At 67.1% G+C, this 21,372-nt stretch carries 18 protein-coding genes; 13 read left to right on the top strand and 5 right to left on the bottom strand.

Annotation, left to right across the window (positions count from 1 at the left end; translation table 11 throughout):
- Window positions 1–62 precede the first annotated feature (62 nt).
- Complete coding sequence (locus tag BST42_RS06635) at window positions 63–2,396, bottom strand: transglycosylase domain-containing protein (protein WP_110918488.1); 2,334 nt, start codon at window positions 2,394–2,396, stop codon at window positions 63–65.
- Between the two features lie 145 nt (window positions 2,397–2,541).
- A complete protein-coding gene (locus tag BST42_RS06630; RefSeq protein ID WP_036342215.1) occupies window positions 2,542–2,976 on the bottom strand; it encodes a DUF5318 domain-containing protein in 435 nt (144 codons plus the stop codon).
- Between the two features lie 111 nt (window positions 2,977–3,087).
- Between BST42_RS06630 and BST42_RS06625 the strand changes: the two genes are divergently transcribed.
- The 6 genes from BST42_RS06625 to BST42_RS06600 all read left to right on the top strand — a co-directional run bounded on the left by BST42_RS06625 (window position 3,088) and on the right by BST42_RS06600 (window position 9,746).
- Window positions 3,088–3,942: a DUF1707 SHOCT-like domain-containing protein gene (locus BST42_RS06625; RefSeq protein WP_207569449.1), complete on the top strand. Its 855-nt coding sequence runs from the start codon at window positions 3,088–3,090 to the stop codon at window positions 3,940–3,942.
- Between the two features lie 161 nt (window positions 3,943–4,103).
- A complete protein-coding gene (locus BST42_RS06620; protein ID WP_005142205.1) occupies window positions 4,104–4,649 on the top strand; it encodes a PadR family transcriptional regulator in 546 nt (181 codons plus the stop codon).
- Between the two features lie 59 nt (window positions 4,650–4,708).
- Window positions 4,709–5,812, top strand: coding sequence for an inositol-3-phosphate synthase (locus BST42_RS06615; protein ID WP_083117750.1), 1,104 nt, complete (start codon window positions 4,709–4,711; stop codon window positions 5,810–5,812).
- A gap of 69 nt (window positions 5,813–5,881) precedes the next feature.
- Window positions 5,882–6,811, top strand: a complete 930-nt coding sequence (locus BST42_RS06610) for an Rv0045c family esterase (RefSeq protein WP_083117749.1) — start codon at window positions 5,882–5,884, stop codon at window positions 6,809–6,811.
- 63 nt (window positions 6,812–6,874) lie between these two features.
- A complete protein-coding gene (locus BST42_RS06605; protein ID WP_083117748.1) occupies window positions 6,875–8,941 on the top strand; it encodes a PhoX family protein in 2,067 nt (688 codons plus the stop codon).
- Between the two features lie 19 nt (window positions 8,942–8,960).
- Window positions 8,961–9,746, top strand: coding sequence for an LLM class F420-dependent oxidoreductase (locus BST42_RS06600; protein WP_083117747.1), 786 nt, complete (start codon window positions 8,961–8,963; stop codon window positions 9,744–9,746).
- 56 nt (window positions 9,747–9,802) lie between these two features.
- Here the strand turns inward: BST42_RS06600 and BST42_RS06595 are convergent, their stop codons facing one another.
- Window positions 9,803–10,975, bottom strand: a complete 1,173-nt coding sequence (locus tag BST42_RS06595; protein ID WP_083117746.1) for a cytochrome P450 — start codon at window positions 10,973–10,975, stop codon at window positions 9,803–9,805.
- 125 nt (window positions 10,976–11,100) lie between these two features.
- Between BST42_RS06595 and BST42_RS06590 the strand changes: the two genes are divergently transcribed.
- The 4 genes from BST42_RS06590 to BST42_RS06575 all read left to right on the top strand — a co-directional run bounded on the left by BST42_RS06590 (window position 11,101) and on the right by BST42_RS06575 (window position 14,866).
- Window positions 11,101–11,766, top strand: a complete 666-nt coding sequence (locus BST42_RS06590; RefSeq protein ID WP_083117745.1) for a GntR family transcriptional regulator — start codon at window positions 11,101–11,103, stop codon at window positions 11,764–11,766.
- A gap of 44 nt (window positions 11,767–11,810) precedes the next feature.
- Entirely contained in the window at window positions 11,811–13,604 is a 1,794-nt protein-coding gene (locus tag BST42_RS06585) for an ABC transporter substrate-binding protein/permease (RefSeq protein ID WP_083117908.1), read from the top strand.
- The gene (locus BST42_RS06580; protein ID WP_083117744.1) at window positions 13,604–14,344 is read left to right on the top strand and encodes an amino acid ABC transporter ATP-binding protein; all 741 of its coding nucleotides are present in this window, start codon (window positions 13,604–13,606) and stop codon (window positions 14,342–14,344) included. The genes BST42_RS06585 and BST42_RS06580 overlap by 1 nt, the downstream gene beginning before the upstream one ends.
- Before the next feature lie 63 nt (window positions 14,345–14,407).
- Entirely contained in the window at window positions 14,408–14,866 is a 459-nt protein-coding gene (locus tag BST42_RS06575) for a MarR family winged helix-turn-helix transcriptional regulator (protein ID WP_036342236.1), read from the top strand.
- A 7-nt stretch (window positions 14,867–14,873) separates the two neighbouring features.
- On the opposite strand, the gene ggh is transcribed toward BST42_RS06575, so the two are convergent.
- Entirely contained in the window at window positions 14,874–16,214 is a 1,341-nt protein-coding gene (ggh, locus tag BST42_RS06570) for a glucosylglycerate hydrolase (RefSeq protein ID WP_083117907.1), read from the bottom strand.
- 53 nt (window positions 16,215–16,267) lie between these two features.
- Between ggh and BST42_RS06565 the strand changes: the two genes are divergently transcribed.
- Window positions 16,268–16,936, top strand: a complete 669-nt coding sequence (locus BST42_RS06565) for an SDR family oxidoreductase (RefSeq protein ID WP_083117743.1) — start codon at window positions 16,268–16,270, stop codon at window positions 16,934–16,936.
- Between the two features lie 15 nt (window positions 16,937–16,951).
- Here the strand turns inward: BST42_RS06565 and leuS are convergent, their stop codons facing one another.
- Window positions 16,952–19,831, bottom strand: coding sequence for a leucine--tRNA ligase (leuS, locus tag BST42_RS06560; protein ID WP_083117906.1), 2,880 nt, complete (start codon window positions 19,829–19,831; stop codon window positions 16,952–16,954).
- Between the two features lie 223 nt (window positions 19,832–20,054).
- Here leuS and BST42_RS06555 point away from each other — a divergent pair, with 223 nt between their 5' ends.
- Window positions 20,055–21,002: an LpqN/LpqT family lipoprotein gene (locus BST42_RS06555; RefSeq protein ID WP_083117742.1), complete on the top strand. Its 948-nt coding sequence runs from the start codon at window positions 20,055–20,057 to the stop codon at window positions 21,000–21,002.
- A gap of 23 nt (window positions 21,003–21,025) precedes the next feature.
- Window positions 21,026–21,367 (top strand): hypothetical protein, encoded by a 342-nt coding sequence (locus tag BST42_RS06550; RefSeq protein WP_083117741.1) that lies wholly within the window; start codon window positions 21,026–21,028, stop codon window positions 21,365–21,367.
- Window positions 21,368–21,372: the final 5 nt, after the last annotated feature.

Genomic DNA, 21,372 nt, shown 5'->3' with positions numbered 1-21,372 from the left:
GTCGTCCGCGCTGCGCCGATCCTCGGCCAGCGGTGCAGGCGAAACGGTGGGTCGGCCGTCGATCACGGCGGCGGAGGCAGGGGCGCGTTAGGGTCACCGCCACCCGGCGGAGGCGGTTCGGGCCCACCCGGTGGCGGCGGCGGACCGCCGCCCGGCGGAATCGTGATGGTGGTCGGCGGTCCCAGCGGAATCGTGATGCCCGGAGCCACTTCGATACTGGGCTGGATGACGGTCTCTGACGGCGGCGCGGGCGGCGGAGGCGGCGGCGCCGGGACACCGGCGTACCCACCGATCTCGGTCGGCTTGGGGAACGACTCGTTGTCCGTGCCCTTCAGCGCGCCGTCCATCGTGGCCTTCCAGATGTCCGACGGGATACCCGAGCCGTACACCTGCCCACCCGACGACGTGACCAGCGGCTGCGTGCCGTCAGTGGTGCCGACCCACACCGCCGTCGACAACGACGGGGTGTAGCCGACCATCCATGCGTCGCGGTTGGCATCGGTGTCGCCGAGCTGATTGGTTCCGGTCTTGGCCGCCGACGGCCGGCCACCCGCCAGGTTGTGCCCACGCGAATAGCCGGCGATCGGCTGCATCGCCGCGGTCACGTTGTCGGCGACCGCCTTTGGAATGCGCTGCTCGCCGCTGTTGTCGGCGGTGCTGGCATCGAACAGCACCTCACCGCGGGAATTGACGACCTTCTGCACGAAGTGCGGCTTGTGATAGACGCCGGAGTCGGCCAGCGTGGCGTAAGCCGACGCCATGTCGAGCACCCGGGACTGGTACTGGCCCAGCACCACACCGTTGTTCGGCGGGCCGCCCTTGCCGTCCTCGGACAGCGTGTGGTCCACCCCCGGGAAGCTCTCCGCGATACCGGCCCGGTGCGCGGCGTCGGCCACATCACTCGGGCCGTTCTTCAGCTTGAGCATCAACCGGTAATACGACGTGTTCAATGACCGCTTGAGTGCCTCCGCGATATTGCAGACGCCGCAGCCCTCACCTTCGACGTTGGTGATCTTGATGCCGTTGACGGTGACCGGTGAGCTGTCGATCTGATAGCCCAGACCCATGCCTTGTTCGAGCGCAGCCACCAGCGCGAACACTTTGAACGACGAACCGGTGGGCAGGCCGGCCTGCGCGAAGTCGAAGCCTTGGGCGTCCGAGCCGCCGTAATAGGCCTTCACTCCACCGGTTTTCGGGTCGATGGACACCACCGCCGAACGCATGTCTGGCATCTGGCCGTCGAGGTACTTCGACACGGCGTCCTCGGCGGCCTTCTGCGCCTGCGGGTCGATCGTCGTGGTGATCTGCAAACCCTGGGTGTTCAGGGTCTGCTCGTCGATGTTGAACAGGTCGAGCAGTTCCTTGGTGACCTGACGTTCGATCAGGCCGTTCGGCCCGGTGGTGACGTTGTTCGAGCGGGCCTGCTCCGGCGACACCGTCGGCGGGAAAACCTGTTGGGAGCGTTCGTCCTTCGACAGCGCGCCCATCGACACCATGCCGTCGAGCACCCAGTTCCAGCGCTTGGCCGCACCGTCGGGATCGACCGCGGGATCCAGGGTCGACGGCCGCTGGATCAGCGCGGCCAGCAGTGCACCTTCGGCGACTGTCAACTGCTCGACCGGCTTGTCGAAGTACGCCTTCGCGGCCGCAGAGACACCGTAGGCGCCGCGGCCGAAATAGATGATGTTCAGGTACGCCTGCATTATCTCGTCTTTGGACCATTCGCCGGTCATCTTCGTCGAGATCACGAGCTCTTTGGCCTTACGCACGATGCCGCCTACGCCGGATCGGGCGTCACCGACGAGCGCGTTCTTCACGTACTGCTGGGTGATCGTCGACCCGCCCTGAAGGTCGCCGCCGAAAAGGTTGTTCTTGAGTGCGCGGGCGAAGCCGGTGAACGAAAAGCCCGGATTGCTGTAGAAGTCGCGGTCTTCGGCGGCCATCACCGCGTTGCGGACCTGCACCGGCACCTGGTCGATGGTGACGTCGACCCGGTTACCTTCCGGGGGAACGATTTTCGCCAGCTCCGAGCCGTCGCTGGCCAGGATCGTCGACACCTGATTGGTGCGCAGGTCACCGGGCTGAGGCACCTTGACGATCAGGTAGGCCATTCCGAAGGTGATCAGCGGCAGCACGATCAACACCACGGCGGCCAGATACAACGACCGGCGCACCCACTTCCAGTTGACCTGCTGGGAGAACGTCGGCGGCGTGAACGGCGGCGGGCCACCAGGGCCGCCGGACCCACCCGGACGCCGCGGCGGGGGCGGCGGTGGAAGCTTCGGCGGCGGCGTGCCGTCCAGAGCGGCCTTGACGACGTCGACCGGGTCACGCAGCAGCGGAGGGGTGTCACGGACCGGTTCGATGATCGACGTCAACCGGTCATCGGGCGGCACCTGCCGCCGGGGCGCCGATCGGGAGGGGCCAGAACTGTCGCCCGCCGCGGGGAAGCGCGTCGTCGGTGGCTCGGAGCTACCGGACGCACTGTCGGCCCCTGATCCCGTGCGGTTGTCAGTGGCAGGCCGGTCGGGACGCCCTTCGCTATTCACTGGCCGTACGCGCGCCGGAGCGCGCCGTCTGGGTGCCACGGCGTCCTCGCGTCCCGTTGGTGGGGCGCGGCGTTCCGAGCACGTAGGACTTGACCAGGTGATTCCACTCGCAGGTCCGGCATACCTCCACCACGTGTACCGAGAATTCGTCGAATCGAGTCGCCAGCAACACCAGCTCCTCGGCCGTGCGCGCGGATCCCGACACCGCACCGAGGTGATCGCCGAACACCCAGGACACCAATGTCAGCGGCTCCTTGCGGCAGATCGGGCACATCACCGAACTGGGCTTGCCGTGAAACTTGGCGGCGCGCAACAGATAGGGATTGGCGTCGCAAACCTCCGAAACCCCAGTTCGACCGGAGTAGACCTCGGCCAGCAGGGAGCGTCGCCGCAGGGCGTAGTCCACCACCTGTCGCTGCAATCGCACGATGACCAGAGTACGTCGGGGATCTGGGCACCGACACGCAACCGACTCGCGGCGCCGCGGAATATGCGGCTGGTCTGCGGTCTTGGCGCCTGAACTCTTACGATCATCGCCGTGGCGACATCGCAGACAGCCAGCACGCGCGCCAAGGACACCGACCGCAACGACACGTGCCAGATTCTGGACACCGCGCTGTCCGAGGGGCAGCTGTCCATGACCGAGCACCAGCAGCGCGTGAAGGCGGCCACCACCGCGATGACGCTGGGCGATTTGCGCGCTCTGGTGTCCGACCTGCAAACCGCGAACGCGCCGGTCCAACTGCCCACGCTGAAGAAGCCCCGCCTTTCCGCCCCGGGAACCAACGGAAGCTGGGGTATCCGGCTCGCGATCATGGGTGTCCTGGTCGTGCTCGGCATCGGCATCGGCTGGGGCTTGTACGGCAACACACCGTCACCGCTGAACTTCACCTCGGACCCGGGCGCCAAGTCCGACGGGGTGGCCCCGATCGTGCTGACCCCGCCGCGTCAGCTGCATTCGCTCGGCGGGCTCAACGGGTTGTTCGAGCAGATGAAGAAGAAGTTCGGCAACACCGACGGAAATCGGTTGGTGATTTATCCCGACTATGCGTCGCTGACCCGCCCGGACCCCAACGACGACCGCCGCGAACTCAACTACTCCTACCGTGGCGGCTGGGACGACCCGAGTACGTCGGGGGCCAGTAGTGACGCCAAGCTGGTGGACCTGAGCAAGTTCGACGCCAAAGCAGTCGTCGGCGTGCTGCGTGGGGCGCCGGAGACGCTGAACATGAAGCCCGGCGACGTCAAGAGCACCTACCTGATCATCGAGCCCAGCCGCGACCAGACCGTCCCCGGCACGCTGACGATCTCGGTCTACGTGTCGAGTGACTTCGGCAGCGGCTACATCCAGCTCAACCCCGACGGCTCGGAAAAGCAGATCAACTACCCGTAGCGGGGCCTCTGCCGCGAGCGTGCGGCCCGATCCGGTCAGCACCGCGTGTCGCGGATGAATTCGCACGGTCGTGCGCACTCAAGTAGCGCCGAATATATCGCTCCGATACTATCGCCGGAGGTGTCGAAGTGTCGTAACGGCCGAGCAAAGGAGGTGACCCGGTGCTGGAGCTTGCCATCTTGGGTCTTCTCCTCGAGTCGCCCATGCACGGCTACGAACTGCGCAAACGGCTGACGGGCCTGCTCGGGGCGTTCCGCGCGTTCTCGTACGGCTCGCTCTACCCCGCCCTGCGCCGGATGCAGACCGACGGCTTGATCGTCGAGGACACCGCACCCGCGGGAACCACGGTGTTGCGTCGTGCCCGCCGGGTGTACCAACTGACCGATGCCGGCCGCCAGCGGTTCGCCGAGCTGGTGGCCGACACCGGCCCCCAGAACTACACCGACGACGGTTTCGGTGTGCACCTTGCGTTCTTCAACCGCACACCGGCCGAGGCACGGATGCGGATCCTGGAAGGCCGCCGGCGCCAGGTGGAAGAGCGTCGCGAAGGTCTGCGGGAGGCCATCGCGCGGGCGAGCAATTCGTTCGACCGCTACACCAAACAACTGCATCAGCTGGGCTTGGAGTCCAGCGAGCGGGAAGTCAAGTGGCTCAACGAGCTGATCGCCGCTGAGCGGGTGGCCCAAAGCCACCCAGACCAGGCCTGACGCGGCCACCGCAGTACCTGAACAGCAGCCAGTAGAAGTACGAGTTAGGAGAACGTCCCATGACGGAGCACAACGGAGCGTCGACAGATGTGCGGGTCGCCATTGTCGGCGTCGGCAACTGCGCGTCCTCACTGGTCCAGGGCGTGCAGTACTACCAGGACGCTGACGCGAACGCCACCGTTCCCGGCCTGATGCACGTGAAGCTCGGCCCGTATCACGTACGCGACGTGAAGTTCGTCGCCGCGTTCGACGTCGACGCCAAGAAGGTCGGCTTCGACCTGTCCGAAGCGATCTTCGCCTCGGAGAACAACACCATCAAGATCGCCGATGTGCCGCCGACCGACGTCGTCGTGCAGCGCGGCCCGACACTGGACGGCATCGGCAAGTACTACGCCGAGACCATCGAGATCTCCGACGAGCAGCCGGTCGACGTCGTCAAGGTCCTCAAAGACAACAAGGTCGACGTGCTGGTCTCCTACCTGCCGGTGGGCTCCGACCAGGCCGACAAGTTCTACGCGCAGTGCGCCATCGACGCCAAGGTCGCGTTCGTCAACGCGTTGCCGGTGTTCATCGCTTCCGACCCGGTCTGGGCGAAGAAGTTCGAGGACGCCGGGGTTCCGATCGTCGGCGACGACATCAAGAGCCAGGTCGGCGCGACCATCACCCACCGCGTGATGGCCAAGTTGTTCGAGGACCGCGGTGTCACGCTGGACCGCACGTACCAGCTGAATGTCGGCGGCAACATGGACTTCAAGAACATGCTCGAGCGTGAGCGCCTGGAATCCAAGAAGGTCTCCAAGACCCAGGCCGTGACGTCCAACCTCACCGGCTCGCTGGCCGGCAAGGTCGAGGACAAGAACGTCCACATCGGCCCGTCGGACCACGTCGCGTGGCTCGACGACCGCAAGTGGGCCTACGTCCGCCTCGAGGGCCGCGCCTTCGGCGACGTGCCGCTGAACCTGGAGTACAAGCTCGAGGTGTGGGACTCGCCGAACTCTGCAGGCATCATCATCGACGCCGTGCGCGCCGCGAAGATCGCCAAGGACCGCGGCATCGGCGGCCCGATCATCCCCGCGTCGGCCTATCTGATGAAGAGCCCGCCCAAGCAGCTGGCCGACGACATCGCCCGTGCCGAGCTCGAGGAATTCATCGCCGGCGAATAACTCGCACCGAGAGTGCGGTCAGATCCGGATGGGACGCCCCATCGCGATCTGGCCGCACTTTCGCGTTAGATGAACTGCGTGATCTCCGATGACGAGCTGATCCGCCTCGACGACGAATTCGCCCTGTTGCCCGAGAACGCCGAACAGGCCGGTGTCAGCGACGAGTTGCCGCCGGTCACCAGGATCTCCTCCGGCCCGATCAGCGCGCTGAAGTGGGGTGCCGAGCCGCCGCGGATCGTTTTCCTGCACGGCGGCGGACAAAACGCCCACACCTGGGACACCGTGATCCTCGGCCTCGGCGTTCCGGCGTTGGCGATCGACCTACCCGGCCACGGCCGGTCAGCCTGGCGCGAAGACGGTGACTACGGTCCCCGGCTCAACGCCGACACGCTGCGGCCCGTGCTGAACGAATGGGCGCCCAGCCCGCGACTGGTGGTCGGCATGTCGCTGGGCGGACTGACAGCGCTGCGCATCGCGACCGTCGAGCCGGCGCTTGTTCCCGAACTGGTGCTGGTCGATGTCACACCCTCCGCCCCGGAACGGCATGAACAGATGAGCCAGGCTCAGCTCGGCGCGGTCGCGCTGACGCAGGGCGAGCGCACGTTCGAAAGCTTCACCGCAATGTTGGACGTCACGATCGCCGCCTCGCCCACCCGAAGCCGGGAGTCGCTGCGCCGCGGCGTCTTTCACAACTCGAAACAGCTCGACGACGGCACCTGGACGTGGCGCTACGACTCGTTCCGCAAGGGTGCCGGCTCCGACGGGGGGTTGCCGGAGTCGTTCGCCGGTTTGTGGAACGACGTCCCGTCGATCACGATGCCCACGACGCTGGTGCGGGGTGCCAATTCGTTCTTCGTCAACGACGAGGATGCCGACGAATTCGCCCGCACCGCACCGGGTTTCCAACGTGTGATCATGGTCCCCGACTCCGGTCACTCGGTACAGGGCGACCAGCCACGCGCACTGGTGGAGATCCTGCGCGACGTGCTCGCCGGCTGAGTTTGCTTGTTGTTCACCGGTTGATTCCCAGCTGATTCACAGCCGTGTCCTAGTTTCGGCCGCATGGCTATGGTCCCGCTGAACCTGCTGATCGATCACGACGGACGCTCGGCTCGCCAGCGGATCACCTGCCGTTACCGCTGCGGTGACGCCTGTGCGCATCCCGCACCGAACACGAGCGACAACGCCTACTTCGGCGACATGGTGCGGGAGGCAGTGACGCGCCGCTCGGCGTTGAAGGCCGCCGGAGTAGCAGTGCTCGCTGTTGGCGCGGGCTCTGCACTCGCGGCCTGCTCGCAGGACGCCAAACCGACGGGACAGACCGCGCCGCCGCCCTCGGCCCCGAACCCCGGCATGAACTTCAGCGCGATCGCGCCCAACACCGAGGACGCCGTCGTCATCCCGGAGGGTTACCAGCAGGCGGTGGTGATCAGCTGGGGTGACCCGGTGCTGCCCGACGCGCCCACCTTCGACGTCACCAAGCAGAGCGCCGCCGCGCAACGCCAGCAGTTCGGGTTCAACAACGACTTCGCCGGCCTGCTGCCGATCGACGGCGCCCCTGACCACTACCTCCTTGTGGTGAATCACGAGTACACCACCGAGCGATTCATGTTCCCCGGGTACGACGAAAAGCGGCCCACCCGAGAACAATTCGAGACTGCGCTGGCCGCGCACGGTCTGACCGTCGTCGAAGTCGAGCGCACCGCGAACGGCCTCAAACCGGTGCCCGGCCCCTACAACCGGAGGATCACCGCCGACTCCCCCTTCACCCTCACCGGGCCTGCCGCCGGCAGCGAGTTCGTCAAGACCGCGGCCGACCCAGGCGGTCGAGCCGTCAGCGGCACCATCAACAACTGCTCGGGTGGCGTCACACCCTGGGGCACCGTGCTGTCCGGCGAGGAGAATTTCAACTCCTACTTCGGTGCCGCCGAGGGAGCGCAGGCGCCCAGCCCGATCGACGCCGACCGCTGGAAGCGATACGGCATCAAAGTCAAACCCAGCGAACGGCTTTGGGAGACCTTCGATCCGCGGTTCGATCCCACCAAGACGCCCAACGAGGTCAACCGCTTCGGCTACGTCGTCGAGTTGAATCCGTGGGATCCGCGCTCCACTCCGGTCAAGCACACCGCGATGGGCCGCTTCAAACACGAGGCCGCCAACATCTACGTCACGCCGGACGGAACCGTGGTGGCCTACAGCGGCGACGACGAACGCTTCGATTACATGTACAAGTTCGTCTCCGCCAAGAAGATTCAGCCCGGTCGCGATGCGGCGGCGATGGCAGCCAACATGACGATCCTCGACGAAGGCACGCTGTACGTCGCCAAGCTCACCACCGACATCCCGGCCAACCAGATCGACGGCTCCGGCACCCTGCCAGCCGCGGGCGCCTTCCGCGGGTCCGGGACGTGGCTCCCGCTGCTGCGCTCGGGGCCTGACGGCGCCGCGGAGTCGTTGGTGGCCGGCATGACCCCACAGGAGGTCGCGGTGTTCACCCGGTTCGCCGCCGACAAGGCCGGCGCCACCAAGATGGACCGGCCCGAAGACTTCGAAGCCAACCCGCGCACGGGCAAGCTCTACGTGGCACTGACCAACAACAACGAGCGCGGAGCGCCGGGCAAGTCCACCGCCGATGCGCCGAATCCGCGCAACGACAACAAGAACGGCCAGGTTCTCGAGATCACCGACGACCACGCCGGCACCTCGTTCACCTGGGATCTGCTGCTGGTCTGTGGAGACCCCGCCGCGGCGGACACCTACTTCGGCGGTTTCGACAAGTCCAAGGTCAGCCCCATCTCCTGCCCGGACAACCTCGCCTTCGACAAGCACGGCAACCTGTGGATCGCCACCGACGGCAACGCGCTGTCCTCCAACGACGGCCTGTTCGCCGTCGCGCTCGAAGGACCCAATCGTGGTGAGACACGCCAATTCCTGACGGTGCCGCTCGGCGCGGAGACCTGCGGGCCGATCGTGCTGGACGACCTGGTCACCATCTCGGTGCAGCACCCCGGCGAGCACGACGACAACAGCATCGACGATCCGCTGTCGCACTGGCCCGACGGCGGCAACGGCACCGCGCGACCGGCCGTCGTGGCGGTGTGGAAGCCGGACGGGAATATCGGCGTATGACGCGACGTACGGTTGAGGTGTGACCTATCCCATTCGCATCGGCGTGCAACTGCAGCCGCAACATGCCCCCGACTACAACCAGATCCGCGATGCCGTCCGGCGCTGCGAGGACCTCGGCGTCGACGTGGTCTTCAACTGGGACCACTTCTACCCGCTCTACGGCGACCCCGACGGTGCGCACTTCGAATGCTGGACCATGTTGGGCGCCTGGGCCGAGCAGACCTCCCGCGTCGAGATCGGCGCGCTGGTCTCCTGCAACTCCTACCGCAACCCCGACCTGCTGGCCGACATGGCCCGCACCGTCGACCACATCTCCGGCGGCAGGCTGATCCTCGGCATCGGGTCGGGCTGGAAGCAGAAGGATTACGACGAGTACGGCTATGAGTTCGGCACCGCCGGCAGCCGCCTCGACGACCTCGCGGCCGCACTGCCCCGGATCAAGTCCCGGCTGGCCAATCTGAATCCGGCGCCGACCCGGCAGATCCCGATCCTCATCGGCGGACAGGGTGAGAAGAAGACGCTGCGCCTGGTCGCCGAGCACGGCGACATCTGGCACGGATTCACCAACGCCGAGAGCTACCCCGGCAAAGCCGAGGTGCTCGACCGTCACTGCTCTGACGTCGGCCGCGACCCGGCCAAGATCGAGCGATCATCGGGCGTCGAGGGCCGCGACCACGACACGATCGTCGCCAACGCCGAGGCGCTCACCGGACTGGGCGTGACCCTGCTGACGGTCGGCTGCGACGGACCGGACTACGACCTGGGCCCCGCCGAGGCTTTGGTGCGCTGGCGCGACAGCCGCTGAGGCCGATTGCCTCGCTCCTCCTCCGCCTCCTGCGTCGGCGGCGTCGGTCGACTCGGCTAACAGGGATCGAACTCCAGCGGAAGCGATTCCAGGCCGAACGTGCCGGCGGGCCACAACGTGGTGGCCTCGCCGGCCAACCGGTAGTCCGGGATGCGCGCGTGGAATTCCTCGATGGTGAGCCGTAATTCGCGGCGCGCCAGGTGCGAGCCCAGGCACCGGTGGATACCGCCGCCGAACCCGAGGTGCACGGCCTTCGCGTCGAGGTCCATCTCATTGGCGGTGTGGGCATACGGCCCGTCACGGTTGGCGGTGAACAGCATCAGCATGACTTGTGAATTCGCCGGAATCGTCACGCCTTCGACCTCCACGTCGGCCGTCGTCACGCGCGGCACCCCGGGCACGGGGCCGTCGAGACGCAGCACCTCTTCGATGAACGGCGGGATCAGCGACGGGTCCGCGGTCAACCTGTGCCGCAGCACCGGATCGTTCGCCAGGTTGAGCAACGCGAAGCCGATGGCGCCGGTGACGGTGTCGAGTCCGGCCAGGACGATCAGGAAGCACAGCCCCAAGATCTCCGCGTCGGTCCACGCCTCGTCGCCGTCGAGGGCCAGGATGTTGCTGAGCATGTCGTCGCCCGGGTGGCTGCGTTTGATCTCCAGCTGCTCGGCCAGGAAGGTGAAAAGCGCAATGCTGCAATCGATTACCGACTGCGACTGCTCACTCCCCAGTGACCCGATATCGGCACCCTTGATGATCCCGCTGACCCAGCCGAGGAACGTGGGCAGGTGCTCCAGGGGCAGCCCGAACAGCGTCAGGATGGCCTGGGTGGGGAACTTGTAGGACAGGTCGGCGACGACGTCGCAACGGCCGAGCGGAGCGAATTTGTCGATGTGCCCGCGCAGCTGAGTGCGCAGTTCGCCATCCATCGCTTCCATGCGCTTGGGTCCGAACATCGGATCGAGCACTCGCCGGTAGTCGGCATGCTTCGGCGGATCGATCGCGATCGGGATCATCGAGATGGCGTTGGCGACGCCGTCGAAGGCTTTCGCCGAGGAGAACAACTCGGGGTGCTTCTGGGCGAAGCGGACTCCCTCGTAACTGGTGATCAACCACATCTTCCCGACCCGGTATACCGGCCCCGGCCTGCGCAGATGGTCCACGGCCGCCGTACGCCCACTCGGGATCGGCGTAGCCGCGTAGTAGCCGTCGGGCATTTCCGTCGTCGTCATGGTCGGAGAGTAACGAGACTCACAGTCTCGTTACCGACGATTGCGCGAGATACCCGCAAGTAACCAGGAGGATTGCGACGAGTGCACGTCGTCTGGACGCCCCGGAGAGGGACCCGGAGAGGGAAATGCCCAAACGTTATGGGGTCAAAGAGAAAGACCTTGTCGTTGCGCACGTTCTCGACATGCTGCTCACCGGGCGGCTGCGGTCGGGAGATCGCGTGGACCGCAATCAGATCACCGCTGCCCTCGGACTGAGCCGGGTGCCCGTCCAGGAAGCCCTCAACCAACTCGAACACGACGGCATCCTGGAGTCGCGCTATCACCGCGGAGCGTTCATCCATCGCTTTGATGCCGACGTCCTGCGCGAGCACCATGAGGTGCACGGCCTGCTGACCGGTGCGGCCTCCGCGCGGGCTGCCGCCGATCCCCGCCCAGAGGTCCTCGAGCGGCTCGCCGAGCCGATGGCTGTCATGCGCGCCTCATCCGATTCGCGCGTCTTCCTCAACGCGGCCGACCTCTTCCGGGATATCGTCCTCGACGAATACGCCGGCCCACGACTGACTGCAGGAATTCGGGCATCGCGCGGGTTCATGCCTCGCGAATTCTGGGCCACCTACCCGCACACGGTGGACCAGCTCCTGCCGATCGCCGAAGCCGAACATGCCGCAATCCAGCAGTGCCGTCCGTCGGCCGCACGGCAGGCCTGCCTGGACCGCACCGACCTGATGGCCGATGTGCTCATCGCGGAACTGCGACAGGCCGGGGTGCTCACCGACTTGGATTCCGTCTGATCGCAAGGCGCACCGCGATTGCCGCGGGCAGTACCTTGCTAATGATGGCTGTTCACTGCGACCGGACACCGCGGGCCGGCATACGTCTGGCGGCACTGCTCTCGGTCCTGTTGATGATCGCCGGCCTGGTGGCCGCCGCACCGGCGGGCGCAGACCAGTGCGCCCCGCCGGGAGTCGATTCGGCCAGCGCGCTGCCGACGAACCTCGCCGCTGCAGCCAAGGGACCGGACGAGGACAAATACACCACCGCCACGGTGCAGCCGTTGACGTCGGTCAACCGGGACGCGCTCGGACTGATCACACCGGGCACACTGACGGTCGGCACGCTGTCGGACGCACCGCCGAGTATCTGCATCGACTCGAAGGGGCAGTTCACCGGGTTCGACAACGAACTGCTGCGGGCGATCGCCGACAAGCTCGGCCTGAAGATCTCATTCGTCGGCACCGAGTTCTCCGGTCTGCTCGCCCAGGTGGCGGCCCGGCGCTTCGACGTCGGGTCGTCGTCGATCACCACCACCGACGCGCGGCGGCGCACGGTGGGCTTCACCAACGGCTACGACTTCGGCTACTTCTCGTTGGTCGTCCCGTCCGGCTCGGCGATCACCGGGTTTCAACAGCTCGGGCCCGGCCAGCGGATCGGCGTGGTGCAGGGCACCGTTCAAGAGGCCTACCTCGTCGACACGCTGCATCTGCAACCGGTGAAGTTTCCGGACTACAACACCGTCTACGCCAGCCTCAAGACCCGCCAGATCGACGCGTGGGTGGCGCCCTCGCAGCAGGCGGTCGGAACGGTCAAGCCCGGCGACCCGGCACAGATCGTCGAAAACACCTTCAGCTTGGACAATTTCGTCGCATATGCGGTCGCGAATGAGAACAAGCCGTTGATCGACGCGCTCAACTCCGGCCTGGACGCCGTGATCGCCGACGGCACCTGGTCGAAGCTGTACGCGGAGTGGGTGCCGCGGGCTTTGCCGCCGGGCTGGAAGCCGGGCTCGAAAGCCGCGCCGGTTCCGCAGCTGCCCGACTTCGCCGCGATCGCCGCCGCTCACGAGAAACCCGCCGCCGGGGCGGCGGCGCCGAAATCGGTGCTGACCCAGCTGCGGGAGTCGTTCCTGGATTGGGACCTCTACAAGAAGGCCATCCCGGACCTGTTGACCACCGGGTTGCCCAACACGTTGATCCTGACGGTCTGCGCCAGCGTGATCGGATTGCTGCTCGGCATGGTGCTGGCCGTGGCGGGGATCTCCCGGTCGCGTTGGCTGCGCTGGCCGGCCCGGGTCTACACCGACATTTTCCGGGGTCTGCCCGAGGTGGTGATCATCCTCCTGATCGGTCTGGGCATCGGGCCCGTGGTCGGTGGTATCACCGGCAACAACCCCTTCCCGCTCGGCATCGCCGCGCTCGGCTTGATGGCCGCGGCCTATATCGGCGAGATCTTCCGGTCCGGTATTCAGAGTGTGGACGCCGGCCAGCTGGAAGCGTCCCGCGCGCTCGGGTTCAGTTACTCCTCCTCGATGCGGCTGGTGGTGGTCCCACAAGGCATCCGCCGGGTGCTACCCGCCCTGGTGAACCAGTTCATCTCGCTGCTGAAGGCGTCGTCGCTGGTGTACTTCCTGGGGCTGGTGGCCAGCCAGCGCGAGCTGTTCCAAGTGGGCCGCGATCTCAACGCCCAGACCGGCAACCTGTCGCCGTTGGTGGCGGCCGGCCTGTTCTATCTGTTGCTGACAATCCCGTTGACGCACCTGGTGAACTACATCGACGCCCGGCTGCGCCGCGGTCGAACTCAGCCCGACGAGGACCCGCTGGCGCCGAGCACAACGAGCCAGGAGATGGTGTGATGGCGTCACTTCATGAACCGGTTTCGCTGGCCTGCAAGGACATTCACCTCGCGTTCGGCACCAACAAGGTCTTGCGCGGCGTGGACCTAGAGGTGCCCGCCGGCGCCACGACGGCGGTCATCGGCCCGTCGGGGTCGGGCAAATCCACACTGCTGCGCACGCTCAACCGGCTCTACGAGCCGGACCGCGGGGACATCCTGCTCGACGGCAAGTCGGTGTTGCACGACGATCCCGATGCGCTCCGGCAACGCATCGGCATGGTGTTCCAGCAGTTCAACCTCTTCCCGCATCGCAGCGTGGTGGACAACGTCGCGCTCGGGCCGCGCAAGCTCAAGCGGCTGTCTGCCGAGGAATCCCGCGAACTCGCGCTCGCCCAGCTGGACCGGGTCGGGTTGAAGCACAAAGCCGAGGTTCGGCCGGCCACACTCTCCGGTGGTCAGCAGCAGCGGGTCGCGATCGCGCGGACGCTGGCGATGGCGCCACAGGTGATGTTCTTCGACGAGGCCACCTCGGCGCTCGACCCTGAACTGGTCAAAGGGATCCTCACGCTGATCGCCGAGCTGGGTTCGGACGGGATGACGATGGTCGTCGTCACCCACGAAATGGGCTTCGCCCAGTCGACGGCGGACTCGGTGGTCTTCATGGACTACGGCCAGGTGGTCGAATCCGGGCCGCCGGATCGCATCTTCAGCGCCGCCGAGACCGAGCGTCTGCAGCGCTTCCTGTCGCAAGTTCTTTAACTCGGCCGCGTAATACCGCGTATCGCGCGGTTGACAACCGCGGACCGGTTAGACTAGCGAACTATGATTGAGGCCGAGCCGCAGGTCACTGACCTGTCCGGGGACCTACAGCGGGTCCTGTCGAAGCTCTTTTCGGTCTTGCGCCGCGCCGACACCAAGTCGACCACCGCCGGAGCCGACCTCACCCTCGCACAGCTGTCCATCCTGCTGACCCTGCTGGATCAGGGTCCGATCCGGATGACCGAGCTGGCCGCACGCGAACGGGTGCGCACCCCAACCACCACCGTGGCGATCCGCCGGCTGGAGAAACTCGGTCTGGTCAAGCGGTCGCGCGATCCATCGGACCTGAGGGCAGTGCTCGTCGAGGTCACGCCGCAGGGGCTGGTGCAGCACCGCGAGGCGCTGGCGGTCCGGCGGGCCAACCTGGCCGCGTTGCTCTCGAAGCTGAGCGACGAGGAGCGGGAGACCTTGGCCAAGGCACTGCGGCCGCTCGAGCGGTTGGCCGAGCAGGCCGAGAGCTAAAGGGCTTCTAACCCAGCCAGTCGAGGACCGCGGCCGCGGTCCAGGACTGTTGCATGCTGCCGAGCGGCTCGCCGGTGAACGGTTCGTAGTACTCGGCGAAGGTGCCGTCGCTGGCCTGCCTAAGGCCTTCCTGCCGAAGCAACAGCGAACGCTCCGACCATCCGCGGCGCGCGAAAGCCCACGAGAACAACCACGTCAACACCGGCCAGACCGGCCCGCGCCAGTACTCGCGCGGCCGAAAGTCCTTGGACACCGGCGACGTCGACGGGATCACCGCGTACCGCAGGTCCGGATGCCCGCAGAACCGCGGGCCCTCCAGCACGCGCAACAACGCCCGTTCCCGATCGTGCGGCAGGCCGCCGCACAGCAGCGGGGCGAACTGCGCGGCCGTCTCCGTCGCGATCCACTTGTCCGCTCTCACGTCGAAATCGCGTGCGGCACCGGTCCTTTGGTCGGTGGTCTCGACGACGCCGGTCCGGAACCGCTCAGCCCACGAGTACAGGTCGCGGACGTCGGCGTTGGGCCGCTTGTAGTCCTCGCCGATATTGGCCAGCACATCGCAGGCGACCGCGAAAATCGCTGACACGAAGACATCTTCGACGGCGAAACTCATCACCTTCGGCAGCAGATCGTCGTCGTAACGGACCGACTTCATCTCCTCGAGCAACCACAGATACCGGTCGTACTCGGTGTCCGACGGGCGCTGGCTGGCGTCGGTGACGATGTGGGTGTCCTCGCGCTGATACTCCGGAAGATTGCCGGGAATCACGTTGGCGTACGCGGAATCCCAGCGCGGCGAGTTGTCCATGCCGGACTCCCACCCGTGATAGAGCGTGACGCGACCGTGCTCGTTCTGGTCGCGCGCCTCGGCCAGCCAGCGGTGCCAGCGCACCAGATCCGGCCACCGGCGGTCCAGGAACGACTCGGCGACCGCGCGGGTGGACCGGCCCCTGGTACGGGCGCGATCCAGAATGCGTTGCACCGCAATGGCATGCACCGGCGGCTGGGTTATCCCCGAGGTGTGCCGGGTGCGCGGGGCGTGCGCTGCGAGCGCCGAGGTAGCCCAACGGGCCGGGCCGGGGAAGTACCCGTCGACGCCGTTGGCGAACACGATGTGCGGGATCATCCCGTTGGTCCACTGCGCGGACAGCAGGGTGTCCAGTTCGACGACCGCACGCTCGACACTCAGCGGGGCCAGTCCGACGGCGACGAACGCGGCGTCCCAACTCCACATGTGCGGGTAGAGCAGCGGCGCCGCGGAGGTCATCACACCCAGGTCGTTACCGCGCAGAAGGTAGGCCGCGCGGGCCGCCAACTGTGTCGGTCCGAAGCTCGGGTCGTATGCCACGCGTTCATTCTGCGGCGCGAACCTGCGAAACGCGCGTCGGTAGGGTGGCATGTGTGCCGACCGCGTTGATCACCGGTGCCGGCGGCGGGATCGGATCCGCGATCGCCGACGCTCTGGCCCCCACCCACACACTGCTGCTGGCGGGCCGTCCGTCCGATCGTCTGGACGCCGTCGCCACCCGCCTCGGCGCCACCACCTGGCCGCTGGACCTCACCGATCCCGACGGGATCGAGGCCGCCGCCGAACCGCTCGCCGAACTGGACGTGCTGGTCCACAACGCCGGTGTGGCATACCCGGGACGGTTCGACGAGTCGACGCCCGAGCAGTGGCGGGCCTGCTTCGAGGTCAACGTGACCGGCGCCGTCGCCCTCACCCAGGCGCTGCTCCCGGCGCTGCGTGCGGCCCGCGGTCACGTCGTCTTCATCAACTCCGGCGCCGGGCTGAACGCCTCGCCCGGGCTGGCCGCCTACTCGGCGAGCAAGTTCGCCCAGCGTGCGTTCGCCGACTCCCTGCGCGCCGACGTCCCAGAATTGCGGGTCACCAGCGTGCACCCCGGCCGGGTCGACACCGAGATGCAGCAGGACCTGGTCGCCTACGAAGGCGGGCGGTACGACCCGGCGAAGTTCCTCAAGGCCTCGACGGTGGCCCGGATCGTCGCCGAGGTGATCGCCAGCCCGCCCGACGCGCACACCCACCAGGTGGTGGTCCGGCCGCGCGGCTAGCGCGCGCCGAAATCGCTAGACGACCAGGTTGACCAGTCGGCCCGGCACCACGATCACCTTCTTCGGGGTGGCACCGGCCAGGAAGGCCTGGACCTTCTCGTCGGCGAGCGCGGCCGCTTCGAGACCGGCCTTGTCGGCATCGGCGGCAACGGTGATGCGTCCGCGGACCTTGCCGTTGACCTGGACCGGGTACTCGACGGTGTCGTCCACCAGGTACTGCGGGTCAGCCACCGGAAAAGGCCCGTGCGCCAACGACTTCGGATGCCCCAGCCGCTGCCAGAGTTCCTCGGCCAGGTGCGGCGAGAGCGGCGCGACCATCAACACCAGCGGCTCCAGTGCCGCCCGCGCGCTGATGCCCTCCTTGGTGAGGTAATTGGTGTACTCGATCAGCTTGGCCGCGGCGGTGTTGTTGCGCAGGCCCGCGTAGTCCTCGGACACACCCTCGATCGTGCGGTGCAGCAGCCGCAGGGTGTCCTCGTCGAGCGCCTCGTGCTCGGAAACCCTTGTCTCGCCGGTGGACTCGTCGATTACCAGCCGCCACACCCGTTGCAGGAAGCGGTAGGCGCCGACGACGTCCTTGGTCGCCCAGGGCCGGGACGCCTCCAGCGGGCCCATCGACATCTCGTACACCCGCAGCGTGTCGGCTCCGTAGCCGTCGCAGATCTCGTCCGGGGAGATCGAGTTCTTCAGGCTCTTGCCGATCTTGCCGAACTCCTGGAACACCTCCATTTCCGGGCGAGCGTCGCCGTCGTCGCCAGGCAGGAAGAACTTCCCGTCCCGCTCGACGACATCGGCGGCCGGTACGTAAGCACCGCGGGAGTCGGTGTAGGCGAACGCCTGGATGTAGCCCTGATTGACCAGGCGGCGGTACGGCTCGCGAGAGCTGACATGTCCGAGGTCGTGCAGCACCTTGTGCCAGAACCGGCAGTACAGCAGGTGCAGCACCGCGTGCTCGACACCGCCGACGTAGACGTCCACTCCCCCGGGGTCGTCCGGGCCGTGCTCGGCCGGCCGCGGGCCCATCCAATACTGCTCGTTCTCCTTGGCGCAGAACGTATCCGGGTTGTGTGGGTCCGCGTAACGCAGCTCGTACCAGGAGCTGCCCGCCCACTGCGGCATCACATTGGTGTCGCGGGTGTAGGTCTGCAGGCCGTCACCGAGATCCAGTTCGACGTGCACCCACTCGTCCGCCTTGTTCAGCGGCGGGGACGGCTCGCTGTCGGCGTCGTCCGGGTCGAACATCACCGGCGCGTAGTCGGCGATGTCGGGCAGCTCCACCGGAAGCGCCGATTCGGGCAGCGGATGCGCCCGGCCGTCGGCGTCGTACACGATCGGGAACGGCTCGCCCCAGTACCGCTGCCGCGCGAAAAGCCAGTCCCGCAGCTTGTATTCGACGCGGGCGCGGCCACGTCCGTCCGCCTCCAACCGCTCGGTGATCACCTTCTTGGCGTCTTGGACCGTCAGGCCGTCGAGGTACTGCGAGTTCACCAGCGCACCGTCACCGGTGTAGGCCGCCTCGGAGATGTCGCCACCAGAGATCACCTCGACGATCGGCAGGCCGAACTCGGTAGCGAACTCCCAGTCCCGCTGATCGTGTCCTGGGACCGCCATGATCGCGCCGGTACCGTAGCCGACCAGGACGTAGTCGGCGATGAAGATCGGAACTTGTTGCCCGTCAGCCGGATTGGTCGCATAGACACCCAGGAAGACGCCGGTCTTCGTCTTGTTCTCCTGGCGTTCCAGGTCGGACTTGGCCGCGATAGAGCGCCGATAGGCAGCGACCGCCGCGGCCGGGGTGTCGGCACCGTTGGTCCACCGCGGGTCCACCCCGTCCGGCCACTGCGCGGCGACGAGCTGGTCGACCAGCTCATGCTCGGGAGCCAGCACCAGGTAGGTGGCCCCGAACAGGGTGTCGGGCCTGGTGGTGAAGACCTCGATGTCCGCGCCGTCGGCGTCGAACAGCACCGACGCTCCGGTGGATCGGCCGATCCAATTGCGCTGCATGGTCTTGACCTTCTCCGGCCAGTCCAGCACCTCGAGATCGTCGAGCAGCCGATCGGAGTAGGCGGTGATGCGCATCATCCACTGCCGTAACCGCTTGCGGAACACCGGGAAGTTGCCGCGCTCGCTGCGACCCTCGGAGGTGACCTCTTCGTTGGCGAGCACGGTGCCAAGCCCCGGGCACCAGTTCACCAGCGAATCGGCCAAGTAGACCAACCGGTAGCCGTCGATGACGTCTGCTCGCTCACCCGCGGACAGGGCGGACCATTGCCTGCCGTCGTCCAGAGTGCGTGCGCCGGAATCGAATTCGGCGACCAGATCGGCGATCGGGCGCGCCTTGTTCTGCTCGGTGTCGAACCAGGCGTTGTAGATCTGCAGGAAGATCCACTGGGTCCACTTGTAGAAGTCCACGTCGGTGGTCGAGAAGCTGCGCCGCTGGTCGTGCCCCAGGCCGAGTCTGCCCAGCTGGCGGCGGAAGTTGACGATATTGGCCTCGGTGCGGATCCGCGGATGGGTGCCGGTCTGGATCGCATACTGCTCGGCGGGCAGGCCGAAGGCGTCGAAACCCAACGCGTGCAACACATTGCGTCCGGTCATCCGGAAATAGCGTGCGTAGACGTCGGTGGCGATGTAACCCAGCGGATGTCCGACATGCAGACCCTCACCGGAAGGGTAGGGGAACATGTCCTGGACGAACATCTTGTCGTCCGCGACGGCCGACCCGTCGGCGGGTGCCAGCGACCCGACCGGGTTCGGGACATTGAAGGTGCCCCACCACTGCCAGTTGTCCTGCCAGGTGCGCTCGATCCGTCCGGCCAGCTCGGCGGTGTAGCGGAACCGCGGGGTGTCGGCGTCTGCGCTGCCCTGCGGTGCGGCGGTCGGGGTTTCGGTCACGCACACAGGGTATAAGGGCCGTTCACCGGTCCACCCCCGCGATAGCGCTGTGTGACCCTGGTCGCACCCTGTGCAACAGCCCGGTCTCGGATGGATTGCAGTGCGGTCGACGGTTGGTTCCAGCTCTGTTCCAGCCCTATCCGGCCTGCCCGGCGGGCCGATACAGTCGGCCTCCTGACAAGGGGTCTTACCTGGCCCGACCGTGTCGAAAAGGACAGTTGCGATGATCACGAATGCCCGTAATTGGCGGGTGGTAGTAGGTGGGATGGCCGCCGGTACGGCCGCCGTCCTCGGTTTCACCGGCGCGAACGCGTCAGCGGATCCGGTCGTTCCCGTTCTGCCCGCGCCCGTCACCGTCACCCAGACCGTCACGGTCGCCCCCGAGGTCGCGGATGCGAACGCCGTCCCCGCCGCCGCGCCCGCCGCGGCACCGGCCGCCGTCCCACAGGTCGCCGCTGTTCCGCAGGTCGCCGCTGTTCCGCAGGTCGCCGCCCCGGCCATCGCGCCTGCCGTGGCAGCTCCGGAGACCCTGGCCCCGGCCGCGTCGGGCACCCTTGCCGACTTCTTCAAGGACAAGGGCGTCAAGATGGAGCCGCAGAAGGCCAGCGGATTCACTGCGCTCAACCTGGTGCTTCCCATGCCGCGCGGCTGGACCGTCGTACCCGATCCGAACGTGCCCGACGCGTTCACCGTGCTCGCCGACCGGCTCGGCGGCGACGGGCTGTACACCTCGAACGCCCAGTTGAAGGTCTACAAGCTGGTCGGTGACTTCGATCCGAAGGAAGCCATCACCCACGGCTACGTGGACAGCCAGCAGCTGTTCAACTGGCAGGCCACTGACGCCTCGCTGGCCGATTTCGGCGGTTTCCCGTCGTCGCTGATCGAGGGCACCTACCGCGAGAACGACATGACGCTGAACACCTCGCGCCGCCACGTCATCGCCCAGTCCGGGCCGGACCGCTACCTGGTGTCGCTGTACGTGACGACCGCCGCCAACCAGGTGGTCGCCACCGCGGATGCGACCGACGCCATCGTCAACGGCTTCCGGGTCTCGTCGCCGACGGCCGCCCCAGCCCCCGCACCTGCCGCGGCGCCGCTGACCGATGCGTCGGCACCGGCCCCCGCACCCGCTCCGGCCGTCCTTCCGGCGGTGCCCGCTCTGCCGCACTGAACCCGGGCTCGTATTGTGGCCCCATGTTCATCGTCGGCCTGGTGTGCCTGGGAATGGCCGTCCTTGTCGGCGGCTCGGGCGCGTGGACACTGACCCGACCGCCCGGCGCTGACGTCACCGCCCAGGTCACGCGTGCGGTCGCACCGACCCAACTGGCCGCGGCAGTGATGCTGGCGGCGGGCGGAGTGGTCGCGCTGGCCGCACCCGCACGCACGGGGCTGCTGGTTCTGATCGTCTGCGTGATCGGCGCTCTGGGAACGATCGGCGCCGGCTCCTGGCAGGGCGCCCGATACGCCGCGCGACGGGAAGCTCAGGCCAGCGGCTGCGCAGGGAGCTGCGCGAGCTGCACGCTGTCCTGCAAGTGAGTCGC

The sequence above is a fragment of the Mycolicibacterium rhodesiae genome (assembly GCF_002086695.1).
Classification (GTDB): domain Bacteria; phylum Actinomycetota; class Actinomycetes; order Mycobacteriales; family Mycobacteriaceae; genus Mycobacterium; species Mycobacterium rhodesiae.
Note: the sequence above shows the minus strand (reverse complement) of the source record. Positions and strands in the feature narration are given on the sequence as shown.